Genomic DNA, 15794 nt, shown 5'->3' on the forward strand with positions numbered 1-15794 from the left:
CTGGGCGCGCCACGCCTAAGAACAAGGACAATAGCGATGACCTCGCCCACACCACCCACACCACCCACACCACCCTCGAAGACCCTTCCCGCCACGCCCAGGCGCAGCCGGCGCGCGCAAATTATCGGCGGCCTGCTGGCGCTTGCCGCCATGGCCGGCCTGGGCGGCCTGGCCTGGCATCTGACCCACCCGGCCGCCGGCCAGGGCGCGCAAGCGGGCGCCCAGGGCGGCCCCGGAGGTCCGGGCGGCCCGGGCGGTCCCGGCGGCGGGGGCGGGCGGCGCGGCGGCGCGGCTACCACGGTGGGCGTGGCGACCGCCGACAAGGCCGACATCCCGGTGGTGCTGGATGCCCTGGGCACCGTCACGGCGGCGGCCACCACCACGGTGCGGCCGCAGGTATCCGGCATCCTGCAGAAGGTGCTGTTCAAGGAGGGGCAGATGGTCAAGGCCGGCCAGGTGCTGGCCCAGATCGACCCGCGCCAGTTCGAACTGGCGCTGATGCAGGCCAGCGGCCAGCGCCAGCGCGACGAGGCCCAGCTGGAAAACGCCAGGCTGACGCTGGAGCGCTACCGCACCTTGCTGGCGCAGGACTCGATCGCGCGCCAGGACGTCGATACCCAGGCCGCGCAAGTCAAGCAGCTGGAGGGCACCGTCATGACCGACCGCGCCAACGAGGGCGTGGCGCGCCTGAACCTGGGCTACACCAAGGTGGTGGCGCCGATCAGCGGGCGGGTCGGCCTGCGGGTGGTCGATATCGGCAACCTGGTCAGCTCGGGCGACGCGGCCGGCATCGCCGTCATCACGCAGCTCTCGCCGATCGACGTGGAATTCTCGGTGCCGCAGGACCAGGGGCCGATGGTGATGGAGGGCGTGAGCGCCGGCGCGCCGCTGCCGGCGCTGGCGCTGGACCGCACCCGCGCCGTGACGCTGGACGACGGCCGCTTCTATGCGCTGGACAACCAGGTCGACACGCAGACCGGCACCATCAAGGCCAAGGCACGCTTCGCCAACGCCAGGAACACGCTGTTCCCCAGCCAGTTCGTCAACGTGCGGCTGGAGCTGCGCACCATCAAGGATGCCGTGATGGTGCCGGTGACGGCGCTGCGCCATGGCAGCAAGGGCGATTTCGTCTATGTGCTGAACGGCGACAAGACGGTCAGCACGCGTCCCGTCACGCGCGGGCAGGCCACGGTGGACAAGGTGGAGATCCGCAGCGGCCTGAAGGCGGGCGAGCAGGTCATTACCGAAGGCGCGGACCGCCTGAAGGACGGCGCCAAGGTCACGCTGCCGGGCGACAAGCCGGGCGCGGGCGCAGGCGGCGGCCGGCGCGGCAGGCGTGAAGGGCAGGGCGGCGCTGCGCCTGCACCGGCCGGCGCCGAGGGGGCAGCGCCTGCCGGCGCCGGCGCGCCGCATGGCGAACACCGCCGCCGCGACTGGTCCGCCCCCGGCGGTACGCCGGCGCCGGCGGCGCCGTCCGCAACGCCGAAGCCGACGCCATGAGCCCGTCGCGCCCCTTCATCCAGCGGCCGGTGGCGACGTCGCTGCTGATGCTGGCCATCGTGCTGGCGGGCCTGGTCGGCTTCAAGTTCCTGCCGCTGTCGGCGCTGCCGCAAGTCGATTTCCCCACCATCCAGGTGCAGACGCTGTACCCCGGCGCCAGCCCGGAAGTGATGGGCCAGACCGTCACCGCGCCGCTGGAGCGCCAGTTCGGCCAGATGTCCGGCCTGCAGCGCATGAGCTCCACCAGCGCCGCCGGCGTCTCCATCATCACGCTGCAGTTCGGCCTGGGCCAGACGCTGGACGTGGCCGAGCAGGAAGTGCAGGCCGCCATCAACGCCGGCGGCTCGCTGCTGCCCACCGACCTGCCGGCGCCGCCGGTGTACGCCAAGGTGAACCCGGCCGACGCCCCCGTGCTGACGCTGGCCATCACCGCCGACACCATGCCGCTGACGGAAGTGCAGAATATCGTCAACACCCGTTTGGCGCTGAAGATCAGCCAGGTCTCCGGGGTCGGCCTGGTGTCGCTGAGCGGCGGCCAGCGCCCGGCCGTGCGGATCCAGGCCGACACCCAGGCGCTGGCGTCCTACGGCCTCGGGCTGGACACGCTGCGCACCGCCATCACGTCCTCCAACGCCAACAGCGCCAAGGGCAGCTTCGACGGCCCCACGCGCTCGTTCACCATCAACGCCAACGACCAGCTGGTGACGGCCGAGGACTACAAGAACCTGATCGTGGCCTACCGCAACGAGGCGCCGGTGCGCCTGTCCGAAGTGGCGCGCGTGGTCGACAGCGCGGAAAACGTCAAACTGGGCGCCTGGTCCGGCCACACCGGGGCGCTGACCCCCGCCATCATCCTGAACGTGCAGCGCCAGCCCGGCGCCAACGTCATCGCCACCGTGGACGCCATCAAGGAACGCCTGCCGGAGCTGCAGGCCGGCCTGCCCGGCGCGCTGAAGGTGGAAGTGCTGAGCGACCGCACCACCGGCATCCGCGCCTCCGTCAAGCACGTTGAGTTCGAACTGGTGCTGGCGGTGCTGCTGGTGGTGCTGGTGATCTTCTTCTTCCTGCACAGCGTGCGCGCCACCGTCATTGCCAGCCTGGCCGTGCCGATCTCGCTGATCGGCACCTTCGGCGTGATGTATTTGCTGGGTTACAGCCTGAACAACCTGAGCCTGATGTCGCTCACCATCGCCACCGGCTTCGTGGTGGACGACGCCATCGTCATGATCGAGAACATTGCGCGCTACATCGAGGAAGGCGAAACGCCGATGGCCGCCGCCATCAAGGGCGCCACCCAGATCGGCTTTACCATCATCTCGCTGACGGTGTCGCTGATCGCGGTGCTGATCCCGCTGCTGTTCATGGGCGACGTGGTGGGCCGGCTGTTCCGCGAATTCGCCGTCACGCTGGCCATCACCATCCTGATTTCAGGCGTGGTGTCGCTGACCCTGGTGCCGATGATGTCGGCGCGCTGGCTCACCAGCCACCGGGACGACGCGCCGGATTCCTTCGGCGGCCGCGTGCAGCGCTTCTTCGACAAGGTGATCGCCCGCTACGACAACTCGCTGCAATGGGTGCTGCGCCGCCAAGGCCTGACCCTGCTGGTGGCGCTGGGTACGCTGCTGTTGACGGTGGTGCTCTACATCTTCATCCCCAAAGGATTGTTCCCGACCCAGGACACCGGCCAGCTGCAGGCCCGCATCGAGACCGCGCAAGCGGTGTCCTACAGCCGCATGGCCGAGCTGCAGCAGGCCGCCGCCCGGGCCATCATGGAAGATCCGGACGTGGCCACCCTCAGTTCCGTGGTGGGCGTGGACGCGGCCAACAACACCATGCTGCACACCGGCCGCATGCTGATCAACCTGAAGGACAAGCGCGGCCACCAGAACGAGATCATGGAGCGCCTGCGCAAGCGCGTGGCGGCCGTGGCCGGCGTCACCGTCTATCTGCAGCCCACGCAGGACCTGACCATCGACGCCGAATCCGGTCCGACGCAGTACCGCGTGTCGCTGGAAGGCGCCGACACGGCCACCGTCACCGAGTGGGCCGGCAAGCTGGCCGCACAGATGCAGAAGCACGAGCAGCTGCGCAACGTGGTGTCGGACGCCGGTGCCACCGGCGTGGCGGCGCAAGTGACCATCGACCGCGACAGCGCCTCGCGCCTGTCCATCACCGCCGCCGCCATTGACGACGCGCTCTACAGCGCCTTCGGCCAGCGCATCGTCTCCACCATTTTCACCGAGACCAACCAGTACCGCGTGATCCTGGAGGCGCAACCGGGCACCCTGACCACGGCCGAGTCGCTGGGCAACCTGCACCTGAAGACCGGCTCCGGCAAGCCCACGCCGCTGTCGGCGGTGGCCACCATCACGGAAAAGCCGGCGCCGCTGCAGATTACCCACGTGGCGCAGTACCCGGCCACCACCCTGGGTTTCGATACCGCGCCCGGGGTGTCGCTGGGACGTTCGGTGGAAGCGGTGCGTGCGGCGGCCGAGGAGATCAAGCTGCCGCCGTCGGTCACCATGACCTTCCTGGGCGCGGCGGGCGCCTACCAGGCCTCGCTGTCGAACCAGCTGTGGCTGATCCTGGCGGCCGTGATCTGCGTCTACATTGTGCTGGGCGTGCTGTACGAGAGCTACATCCATCCGCTGACCATCCTGTCCACCTTGCCGTCGGCCGGCGTGGGCGCCTTGCTGGCGCTGATGGTGAGCGGCCAGGACCTGGGCGTGATCGGCATCATCGGCATCATCCTGCTGATCGGCATCGTCAAGAAGAACGCCATCATGATGATCGACTTCGCCATCGAGGCCGAGCGGGGCGACGGCGTCAACCCAGGCAAATCGCCGCAGGAAGCCATCCACCAGGCCGCGCTGCTGCGCTTCCGCCCCATCCTGATGACCACCCTGGCCGCGCTGTTCGCCGCCGTGCCGCTGATGCTGGGCTTCGGCGAAGGCGCCGAGCTGCGCCGCCCGCTGGGCCTGTCCATCTTCGGTGGCCTGATCGTCAGCCAGGTGCTGACCTTGTACACCACGCCGGTGATCTACCTGGGCTTCGACCGCCTGGCGCAGCGCTGGCGCGGCAGGACAGGCACAGGCGGCGGGCAGGGCGCTGGCGCAGGCAATGCGCCGCCGCGTGCCGTGCCGCCGGGGGCGCAGCCGTGAACCTGTCCGAACCCTTCGTCCGGCGCCCCATTGCCACGGTGCTGCTGACCATCGGGATGGCGCTGGCGGGCATCGGCGCCTTCTTCGTGCTGCCGGTGTCGCCGCTGCCGCAGGTCGACTATCCGTCGATCTCGGTCAGCGCCAGCCTGCCCGGAGCGAGTCCTGACACCATGGCCTCCAGCGTGGCCACGCCGCTGGAACGGCGGCTGGGCGTGATCGCGGGCGTGAACGAAATGACTTCGTCGTCCGGCAGCGGCTCCACCCGCATCAGCCTGCAGTTCGACCTGAACCGCAAGATCGATGCCGCCGCGCGTGAAGTGCAGGCGGCCATCAACGCCTCGCGCGCCGACCTGCCGGCCACGCTGAAAAACAATCCGACCTACCGCAAGGCCAACCCGTCCGACGCGCCGGTCATCATCCTGGCGCTGACCTCGCCCACCCGCAAGCCGGGCCAGATCTATGAGGCCGTCTCCAACATCGTGCAGCAGAAGCTGGCGCAGGTGAAGGGCGTGGGCGACGTGGAAATCGGCGGCGGCTCGTTGCCGGCAGTGCGCGTGGAATTGCTGCCGTACGCGGTGAACCGCTATGGCGTCTCGATGGAGGACGTGCGCGCCGCCATCCAGGCGTCCAACGCCAACCGCCCGAAGGGCGCGCTGGAAGGCGACGAGCGCCGCCTGCAGATCTATTCCGCGCCGGCGCGCGTGAGCGGCGTGGTGCCGGGCGCCGCTGCCGGTGCGGGCGCCGGCAACCCTCCGACACGCCCCAGTGCGGCGGACTACCGCGACCTGGTGGTGGCCTGGCGCGACGGCGCCGCCATCCGCCTGCGCGACATCGCCACCGTGGAGGATGGGGCCGAGAACAAGAACACGCTCGGCCTGTTCAACGGCGAGCCGGCGGTGATCGTGCTGATCACGCGCCAGCCTGGCGCCAACGTGATTGAAACCGTGGACGGCGTGCGCGCGCTGATCCCGCAGCTGCAGGCGCAATTGCCTCCGGACGTGAAGCTGGAAGTGGCGTCCGACAGCACCAACTCGATCCGCTCCTCGCTGCATGAAATCGAACTGACGCTGGTCATCTCCATCGTGCTGGTGGTGCTGGTGGTGAGCGCCTTCCTGCGCAGCGCGCGCGCCACCATCATCCCGGCGGTGGCCACTGTGGTGTCGCTGCTGGGCACCTTTGGCGTCATGTATCTGCTGGGCTTCAGCCTGAACAACCTGAGCCTGATGGCGCTCACCGTGGCCACCGGCTTCGTGGTCGATGACGCCATCGTGGTGCTGGAAAACACGGCGCGCCACATCGAGGCCGGCATGGACCGCTTCAAGGCGGCGCTGCTGGGCGCGCGCGAAGTGGGCTTCACGGTGCTGTCGATATCCCTGTCGCTGGTGGCCGTGTTCATCCCGCTGCTGTTCATGGGCGGCCAGGTGGGGCGGCTGTTCCGCGAGTTCGCCGTCACGCTGTCGGTGGCGGTCATGATTTCGCTGGTGATCTCGCTCACCACCACGCCCATGATGTGCGCCTGGCTGCTGAAACCCGGGCACGACGGCAAGCCCGAGGGCAGGGTGGCGCGCCTGTTCGAGCGCGGCTTCCAGGCCGTGCTGCGGGTGTACGAGCATGCGCTGGATTGGGCGCTGCACAGCGTGTGGCTGGTGATGGCCATCCTGGTGTTCGTGGTTGGCCTGAACGTGTACCTGTTTGCGGCGGCGCCAAAGGGCTTCTTCCCGCAGCAGGACACGGGGCAGATCAACGGCGGCATGCGCGCCGACCAGAGCATCTCCTTCCAGGCCATGCAGGGCAAGCTGCGCCAGCTGGTCAACATCATCAAGCGCGACCCGGCGGTGGCCACCGTGGTGGGCTTTACCGGCGGCTCGCGCGCCGGCGGCGGGTTCATGTTCATCAATCTCAAGCCTGCCTCCGAGCGCACCGAGTCCGGCCAGGCCGTGATCGCGCGCCTGCGTCCGCAGCTGGCGCAGGTTACCGGCGTGTCGCTGTTCCTGAACACGGTGCAGGACCTGCGCATGGGCGGACGCTCCAGCAATTCCACCTACCAGTACACGCTGAAGAGCGACAACCGGGCCGACCTGAAGGCCTGGGCCGGCAAACTGGCCGATTCGATGAAGCAGCAGCCGGAGCTGATCGACGTGGACACCGACCAGGCCGAAAACGGCGTGGAAACCTTCGTCACCATCGACAAGGACACCATCACCCGCATGGGCATTGGCGTGCGCGACGTCGACAATGCGCTCTACAACGCCTTCGGCCAGCGCCAGGTGGCCACCATCTACGATGAGCTGAACCAGTACAAGGTGGTGATGGAAGTGGCGCCCGAGTACGCCAAGAGCCCGGAGGCGTTGAAGGACGTGTACGTGTCCGCCAGGGGCGCGGGCGGCGGTTCCAACAACGTGGCCGCCGCGCGCGACGCGTCCACCGGCGCGGCGCTGAGCGTGGCGCCGGCGGCCATGGTGCCGCTGCCGGCCATCGCCAGCTTTGCTGAAAGCGCCACGCCCACCTCGGTCAACCACCAGGACGGCGAACTGGCCACCACAGTCTCGTTCAACCTGGCCGAAGGGTTCAGCCTGAGCGACGGCCAGGCCGCCGTCAAGCAGGCCGAGGCCGACATCGGCATGCCCAACAATGTGCGCGGCAGCTTCCAGGGCACGGCCAAGGCGGCCGACGACAGCAACAAGCAGCAGCCCTTGCTGATCCTGGCGGCCATCGTGGTGATCTACATCGTGCTGGGCATCCTGTACGAGAGCCTGGTGCACCCGGTGACGGTGCTGTCCACCTTGCCGTCGGCGGGCGTGGGGGCGGTGCTGGCGCTGCTGCTGTTCAAGATGGAGTTTTCCATCATTGCGCTGATCGGCGTGTTCCTGCTGATCGGCATCGTCAAGAAGAACGCCATCCTCATTATCGACTTTGCGCTGGAAGCCGAGCGCGCGCGCGGCCTGACGGCGGTGGAGGCGGTGCGCGAAGCCTGCCTGTTGCGCTTCCGGCCCATCCTGATGACCACGCTGGCCGCCGCGCTGGGCGCCTTGCCGCTGGCGATAGGCTTCGGCGAAGGCTCCGAGCTGCGCCAGCCGCTGGGCATTGCCATCATCGGCGGCCTGATCGCCAGCCAGCTGCTGACCTTGCTGACCACGCCGGTGGTCTACATCCTGATGGACAGGCTGCGCAGCCGCAGCGAGTCCGAAATCCAATTGAGCAGGCAGGCAACTGCCGGACCGAGCACGCCATGAACAAGCCCCCCTTCACTCCCGTTTCGTTGGCCCTGCTGGCGGCATTATCCCTGGCTGGTTGCGCCGTCGGGCCGAAATACGAAGTCCCTGTCACGCCGCAAACTGCCGCCTTCAAGGAGGCCGAAGGCTGGGCGCCCGCCGCGCCGGCCGACATGCTCGAGCGCGGCCCGTGGTGGACGCTGTTCGGCGACCCGGTGCTGAACGAACTGGCCGCGTCCATCGAGGTGTCCAACCAGAACGTGGCCGCCGCCGCCGCGTCCTATGCGCAGGCGCGCGCCCTGGTGGCCGAGCAGCGCGCCCAGCTCTTTCCGGCGGTGGACCTGAGCGGCAGCGCCAACCGCAGCGGCGGGGGCGGCGCCACGCGCACCGCCAGCGCCTACCGCGTGAACCTGGGCGGCAGCTGGGAGCCGGACATATGGGGCCGCCTCGGCGCCGCCAGCACTGCCGCCAGCGCCAGTGCCGCCGCCAGCGCCGCCGACCTGGCCGCAGCGCGCCTGTCCGCGCAGGGTGAACTGGCCGCCAATTATTTCGCGCTGCGCCAGGCCGACGCCCAGAAAGCGCTGCTGGACGCCACCGTGCAAGGCTACGAGCGTGTGCTGCAGATCACGCAAAACCGCTTCAGCGCGGCCATTGCCGCCAAGTCCGACGTGCTGCAGGCTGAAACCCAGCTTGCCAACGCCCGCATAGACCTGATCAGCGTCACGCGCCAGCGCGCCCAGCTCGAACACGCCATCGCCGTCCTGCTGGGCAAAGCCCCGGCCGAGTTCACGCTGGCCCCGCTGCCCCAAGTCGCCGCTCTCGCACTGCCATCGCTTGCCGCCTCGCAGCCCGGCGCCATGCCCGCCACGGCCGGCGGTCCTGCCGCCGCCGGCCCGGCCGCAGGCGCGCCGCCGCAGCTTGACGGCTCGGGGCGCATCGTCATGGCGCCGCCGCTGGTCTACGCTTCGCCGGCCGGCGCCGAGCCGGCTGCGTGGGGCGGGGCGGTGGTGCCGGCGGTGCCGGCCGTGGTGCCCTCCGCGCTGCTGCAGCGCCGCCCGGACATCGCCGCAGCCGAACGCCGCGTGGCCGCCGCCAACGAGCAGATCGGCATCGCCCGCGCCGCCTATTTCCCCAACCTGAACCTGAGCGCCTCCTATGGCTTTGGCGCCAGCGCCGCCTCCGGCCTGTTCAATGCGTCGAACAGCCTGTGGGCGCTCGGCCTGTCCGCCGCACAGACCCTCTTCGACGCCGGCGCCACCAAGGCGCGCGTGGCCGGCGCCGAAGCCGCGCGCGACGCGGCCATCGCCCGCTACCGCCAGACCGTGCTGGCCGCCTTCGCCGATGTGGAAGACCAGCTGGCCGCCAGCCGCGCCCTGGAGCAGCAGCAGGCGCACCGCCGCACGGCCGCCGCCGCCGCCGACCAGGTGGAGCAGCAGATGCTGAACCGCTACCGCGCCGGCCAGGTCGCCTACACCGACGTGGTGCAAGCCCAGGTAACGGCCCTGAACGCCCGCCGCGCCCTGCTGCAGGCCCAGGCCGACCGCCAGACCACGGCCGTGGCGCTGATCCAGTCGCTGGGCGGCGGCTGGCATGCAGACCGCTAGCTGTCGCGAAAGGCAGGTGCGCCCGATAGCGGGCGCTGGCTTTCAGGCAAGGCGCTTTGTATAATCGACAATCCAGGCTAGCGCCTTTTCTAAGCCCAGCACCAATGAATCAAAGCGATACCGCCGAGTCCTTGCCGGCATCCAGACCCCTCATTCCCGTGGTGGGCATAGGCGCGTCCGCCGGCGGGTTGGAACCGATCTGCGAGCTGTTGGCGGCGGTGCCGCCGAACAGCCCGCTGGCCTACGTGGTGGTGCAGCACCTGGATCCGCAACACATCGGCATGCTGCCGGAACTGCTGCAGCGCGTGACCGCCATGCCGGTGCAAGAAGCGGCCGACGGCATGGTGGTCGAGGCGGGCAACGTCTACGTGATTCCGCCCAATCGCGACCTGGGCTACGCGCGCGGTGCGCTGCGCCTGACGCGCCGCCCGCACACCCGCGCCCAGACCTTGTCGATCGACCATTTTCTAAACGACCTGGCGGCCGAATGCGGTCCGCTGGCGGCCGGCGTGGTGTTGTCCGGCATGGGCAGCGACGGCAGCGCCGGCCTGCGCGCCATCCAGGAGCGCGGCGGCCTGACGCTGGCCCAGCAGCCTGCCTCGGCGCGCTTCACCGCCATGCCGCAAAGCGCCATCGATTCCGGCAGCGCCGACATCGTCGCCCGCGCCGGCGAAATGCCGGCCCTGATTGCCGGCCGCCTGGCCCACCGGCGGCCGCTGAACGAACTGCCAGGCGCTCAGCGCCGCAATGCGCTGAGCGAACTGCTGCAGTTCCTGCTGACCCGCACCGGCAACGACTTCGCCGGCTACAAGTTGAACACCGTCATGCGCCGCATCGAGCGCCGCGTGGCGCTGCACCAGTGTGCCACGCTGGAAACCTACGTCCGCCTGTTGCAGGACAACCCGGGCGAGGTGCAACTGCTGTTCAAGGAAATGCTGATCGGCGTGACCAGCTTCTTCCGCGACCAGAAAGTGTGGGAGCAGCTCAAGGCCGTGGCCTTGCCTCAGCTGCTGGAAGCGCACCCGGACGGCGCCGCATTCAAGGCCTGGGTGCCGGCCTGCTCCACCGGCGAGGAGGCGTATTCCCTGGCCATGGTGTTCAGCGAGGCGGTCTTGCATGTGAGCCCGAAAGCCAAGTACAGCCTGCAGATCTTCGCCACCGACCTCGACCCGGACGCCATCGACCGCGCCCGCGAAGGCCTGTTCACGCACAGCATCGAGGCCGACGTGTCGCCGGAACGCCTGCAGCGCTTCTTCACTGCCGAGGAGCGCGGCTACCGGGTGCGCAAGGAACTGCGCAATATGATCATCTTTGCGCAGCAGAACATCATCTCCGATCCGCCGTTCACCAAGCTCGACGTGCTCAGCTGCCGCAATCTGCTGATCTATTTCAGCCCCAAGCTGCAGCGGCGCCTGATTCCGCTGTTCCATTACGCGCTCAAGCCGGCTGGCCTGCTGTTGCTGGGCAGCGCAGACACGCCGGGCCAGTTTACCGAACTGTTCGCGCCGCTGCCGGGCGTTAGCCGGATCTACCAGCGGCTCGATGCCGGCGATCAGAGGCTGGTACACTATTTCCCAACCAAGATGGCGGCAGCCGCCCCCATTGCCAACGAAGCCAGGTCAGTATCGATGAACGGCAATCTCCAAACGCAGGTCGAGCAGCTGCTGCTGAAAAAGCACACGCCGGCGGCCGTCCTGCTCAACCGCGACGGCGACATCCTCTACATCCACGGCCGCACCGGCACCTATCTGGAACCGGCCGCGGGCAAGGCCAACTGGAACATCCACGCCATGGCGCGCGACGGCCTGCGTTACCAGCTGGACGACCTGCTGCAGCGCGCGCTGGGCAGCGAAGGGCCGCAAGTGCTGCGCGGCCTGGTGATGAAAAACGCCAGCGGCCAGGAACTGGCGGTGGACATGAGCGCCGAAGCGTTGCATGAAGGCGATGCGCTGGAAGGCATGGTGCTGCTGACTTTCCTCAGCGTGCCGCGTCCGGCCGGGCGCCGCGCGCGTTCGGCCAACCCGCGCGTGACCGAGCTGGAGCAGCAACTGGCCCAGGCGCGCCTGGAAATCCAGGCCGTGCGCGACGAAATGCAAACCTCGCGCGAAGAGCTGCGTTCGGCCAATGAGGAGCTGCAATCGACCAACGAGGAACTGCAGTCCACCAACGAGGAGCTGACCACGTCGAAGGAAGAGATGCAGTCGCTGAACGAAGAGCTCTACACGGTCAACGCCGAGCTGCAATCGAAGGTGGACGACCTGTCGCTGGTCAACAGCGACATGAAGAACCTGCTCAACAGCACCGACATCGCCACCATCTTCCTCGACAACCTGCTGCACATCCGCCGCTTCACCACGCAGGCCGCCCAGGTCTACAAGCTGATCGCCGGCGACGTGCAGCGCCCGCTGAGCGACATCTCCAGCGACCTGATTTACCCGGAACTGGAACAGGACGCCGAGCAAGTGCTGCGCACGCTGGTGTTCAGTGAAAAGCAGATCCCCACCCGCAACGGGCGCTGGTTCACGGTGCGCATCATGCCTTACCGCACGGTTGACAATGTGATCGACGGCCTGGTGCTGACCTTTATCAACATCACCGACGCCAAGCAGCTGGAATCGAAGTTGCGCGCGCTGAGCCTGACGGAAAGCGGCGACGGAGGTGCGCAGTGAGCAAGGGCAACCATCCCCGCAGCGACGCGCTACGCCAGTGGCAGACGCTCCAACTCAGCAAGATCGAGCTGGAACTGCAGCAGCAGGCGCTGTCGGCGCTGCAGCAGCGCAGCGAACAGGCGCGCACCGGCCAGGCGCTGTACCAGCAACTGTTCGAGCAGTCGCCGGCGTGCACCTACGCGCTGGACCAGGGCGGGCTGGTGGTGTGCGCCAACCAGGCCGGCGCCGCGCTGCTGGCGCAAAGCGCCGCCGCGCTCCAGGGCCAGCCTTTCGAACGTTACCTGGCGCCCGAGCAGCAGCCGCGCTGGCGCGCCTTTACGGCCATCCTGCGCAGCGGCGACGGCCGGGCCGGCATGGAAACGCAGCTGTTTGCCGGCATCCCCGGCGCCTGCGCGGTGCGCATCGACGCCTGCCTGGATGCGGCCTCCGGCCTGTGTTGCCTGGTCATCGCGCCGCTGGCTGCGGCGCCGTCCGCGCAGCCGGACAGCGGCGCAGCCGGCCATCGGGAGCAGGCCTTTCCCGGCCATGAGCCGCTGGCGGCCGGCCCCCTTGGCGCACGCCTGGCGGCGCAACTGGCGCAGCAGGGCGCCCTGGCCATGGCGTCCCAGGTGGCCGCGCAAGTGGCCGAGCGCACCACCGCGCTGACGCTGGACAACACGCAACTGCGCCTGCTGGCCGAGCACGAAGCGAATGCGCTGGAAGCGGCGCGGCTGGACATGGCGCGCGCCATGCACGACAACGTGGGGCAGAACCTGCTGGCGCTGCGTATCGAGGCTGCCCTGCTGGACCAGCGCACCCGCAGGCATGGCGGGCCGCTGCACCAGCGCGCCAGCGCCGCACTGGAGAATGTGGACACCACCCTGCGCAGCGTGCGCGCCATCCTGAACCAGCTGCGGCCGGCCGTGCTGGACCTGGGCCTGCACGCAGCGGTGGACTGGCTGCTGGCCGATTTTCGCAAGCGCAGCGGCCTGGTTTGCACACTGGACGTACCGGATGAACAAGCGTTCGACTGCCTGGAGAGCGGTGCCGCGCTGATGCTGTTCCGCCAGTTGCAGGCCTTGCTGGCATCGGTGCAGCGCGACGGCGGCGCCAGCGCGGTGGCGGTCAGCCTGCGGCGCCTCGGCCGCTCAGGCGCGGTGCTGCTGGTGACCGACGACGGCGCCGGCGACACTGCCGTAGACAGCGATGCCGGTGGCGGGGTTGCCCTTGCCGGGCGCCGCCAGCGCCAGGCGCTGGCCATGCTGGCCATTGGTGAGCGCCTGCGCGCCCACGGCGGCGTGCTGGAGGTCGATTACGGCGCGGCCCAGGGGTGCCGGGTGAGCATGCGCTTGCCGGGCCAGGTTGGCCAGGCTGGCAATAGCTAAAAAGCATTTTCAGCGGCAGGCGCAAGGTCTATACTGCCGCAGCTTTTCACATTAGGGGACCATCTTGTTCAAATCGCTAGCTTTTTCAGCACTGCCGGCCGCCTTGCTGGCCGCCTTCAGCCCTGCCCACGCCGACGAAGGCCAGTGGCAGCCGCACCAGCTGCCGCAGCTCAAGGCCGAGCTGAAACGCATCGGCATCGCCATTCCGGCCGAAAAGCTGGCCGACCTGTCCAAGCACCCGATGAGCGCCATCGTCTCGACCGATGGCTGCTCCGCCTCCTTCGTCTCGCCGGACGGCCTGGTGGTCACCAACCACCATTGCGCCTACGGCGCCATTCAGCGCAACTCCACGCCGGAGCATAACTACATCGCCAACGGTTTCCTGGCCAAGACCCGCAGCGCCGAGCTGCCTGGCGGCCCGAACCTGCAGGTCTACGTGACCGACAAGGTGGAAAACGTCAGCGCCCGCGTGCTGCAAGGCCTGGACAAGCTGGGCGGAAAAGCCCGCCACGAGGAAGCGCAGAAGCGCATCAAGGCCCTGATCGCCGAATGCGAGACCGACAAGATGTACCGCTGCTCGGTGCCGAGCTTCCACCGCGGCGCCGAGTACTACCGCATCCGCCAGATGCAGATCCGCGACGTGCGCCTGGTGTACGCGCCGTCCGACAAGATCGGCAATTACGGTGGCGATATCGACAACTACGAATGGCCGCGCCACACCGGCGACTACTCCTTCCTGCGCGCCTACGTGGGCAAGGACGGCCGCCCGGCCGACCCGTCGCCGGACAATGTGCCGTACAAATCGAAGGACTTCCTGGTGGTGTCCGCCGAGGGCCTGAAAAACGGCGATCCTATCCTGCTGGCCGGCTACCCCGGCCGCACCAGCCGCTACAAGCTGCCGGTTGAAATCCGCAACGCGCGCGATTCGGCCTATCCGCTGCAGGCGGCCGAATACCAGTCCGACCTGGACACCATCGCCGCCGCCACCAAGGGCGACGCGGCCGGCGAAGTGCGCTACGCCAGCGTGGTCAAGAGCATCAACAACCGCATGAAAAAGACGCTGGGCCTGATGGACGGCTTCGCGCGCAAGGACCTGGCTGCCGTCAAGGACGCGCAGGACGCCGAGTTCCGCACATGGTACGCCAGGCAGCCCGGCGTGTCGGCTTCCATGCTGTCTGAACTGGACGCGGCGATTGCCGCCGACATGGCCCTGGCCGACGAAGAATTCGCCTGGGGCGTGGCCACCAATAGCGACCTGCTGAAAAGCGCGCGCACCCTGTACCGCCTGGCGCTGGAGAAGCAGAAGCCGGACGCCGAACGCAAGGCTGGCTACCAGCAGCGCGACGTCAGCCCGATCAGGGCCCGCCTGACCCGCCTGGAGCAGTCGTTTACGCAGAAGGTGGACCAGGCCCGCTACGCCGACGGCCTGGCGCGCTACGCCAGGCTGGCTGCCAAGTCCCACCCGCAGGGGCTGGACGCGCAGTTGCCATCCGTGGCCGAGGTGCCTGCGCTGTACGCGCAGAGCAAGCTGGGCGCCACTGCCGAACGGCTGGCGCTGATGGACAAGGACGCCGCCGCCATCGCCGCGTCGGACGACGCTTTCCTCAAGCTGGCCGTCAAGCTGCACGCCGTCGGCCTGTCGCTGGAGGAGCGCCGCATGGAAGTGGACGGCAACCTGGAACGCGTGGTGCCGCAATACATGGCCGCCGTCATCGCTTGGAAGAAGTCGCAGGGCAAGCCGGTGTACCCCGACGCCAACTCCACGCTGCGCGTCACCTACGGCACCGTGTCGCCGTACTCGCCGAAGGATGGCCTGACCAAGGGCCCATTCACCACGGTCGAAGGCATCGTCGAGAAGCACACCGGCAAAGACCCGTTCATCGCGCCGGGCAACCTGATCGACGCGGTGAAAGCCAGGCGCTACGGCCAGTTCAAGGATCCGGTGCTGGGCACCGTGCCGGTGAACTTCCTGAGCAGCGCCGACACCACCGGCGGCAACTCCGGATCGGCGGTGATGAACAAGCGCGGCGAACTGATCGGCCTGAACTTCGATTCGACCTATGAATCGATCACCAAGGACTGGTACTTCGACACCGCCATCACCCGCGCCATCCACCTCGACATCCGCTACATGCTGTGGGTGATGAAGGAAGTGGACCACGCCGACAACCTGCTGCAGGAAATGACCATCAAGTATCCTAAAAAATAAATCGGCTAGCTTCCATGGGAAGGGGTCGGGCTCGATATTGAGCCCGGCCCCTTTTTGCTTCATAATCGACGGTTC

General features: G+C 68.4%; 7 protein-coding genes. All 7 read left to right on the top strand.

The genetic code is table 11. The features are described 5' to 3' along the window. Nucleotides 1-36 precede the first annotated feature (36 nt). Nucleotides 37-1500 (top strand): efflux RND transporter periplasmic adaptor subunit, encoded by a 1464-nt coding sequence (locus ASD15_RS25585; protein WP_057157861.1) that lies wholly within the window; start codon nt 37-39, stop codon nt 1498-1500. Continuing rightward, nucleotides 1497-4661: an efflux RND transporter permease subunit gene (locus tag ASD15_RS25590; protein ID WP_057157862.1), complete on the top strand. Its 3165-nt coding sequence runs from the start codon at nt 1497-1499 to the stop codon at nt 4659-4661. The genes ASD15_RS25585 and ASD15_RS25590 overlap by 4 nt, the downstream gene beginning before the upstream one ends. Beyond that, nucleotides 4658-7894 carry an efflux RND transporter permease subunit gene (locus ASD15_RS25595; RefSeq protein WP_057157863.1) on the top strand — a complete coding sequence of 1079 codons (3237 nt, stop codon included), beginning with the start codon at nt 4658-4660 and terminating at the stop codon, nt 7892-7894. Before ASD15_RS25590 ends, ASD15_RS25595 begins: the two co-directional genes overlap by 4 nt. Continuing rightward, on the top strand, nt 7891-9477 hold the full coding sequence (locus ASD15_RS25600; RefSeq protein WP_057157864.1) for a TolC family protein: 1587 nt from the start codon (nt 7891-7893) through the stop codon (nt 9475-9477). The genes ASD15_RS25595 and ASD15_RS25600 overlap by 4 nt, the downstream gene beginning before the upstream one ends. Before the next feature lie 104 nt (nt 9478-9581). Further along, nucleotides 9582-12146 carry a chemotaxis protein CheB gene (locus ASD15_RS25605; RefSeq protein WP_057157865.1) on the top strand — a complete coding sequence of 855 codons (2565 nt, stop codon included), beginning with the start codon at nt 9582-9584 and terminating at the stop codon, nt 12144-12146. After that, a complete protein-coding gene (locus ASD15_RS25610) occupies nt 12143-13510 on the top strand; it encodes a sensor histidine kinase (protein WP_057157866.1) in 1368 nt (455 codons plus the stop codon). Before ASD15_RS25605 ends, ASD15_RS25610 begins: the two co-directional genes overlap by 4 nt. A 64-nt stretch (nt 13511-13574) precedes the next feature. Beyond that, nucleotides 13575-15719, top strand: a complete 2145-nt coding sequence (locus ASD15_RS25615) for a S46 family peptidase (protein ID WP_057157867.1) — start codon at nt 13575-13577, stop codon at nt 15717-15719. The last annotated feature ends 75 nt before the right edge of the window (nt 15720-15794 follow it).

The sequence above is a fragment of the Massilia sp. Root351 genome (assembly GCF_001425045.1).
GTDB lineage: Bacteria > Pseudomonadota > Gammaproteobacteria > Burkholderiales > Burkholderiaceae_D > Rugamonas.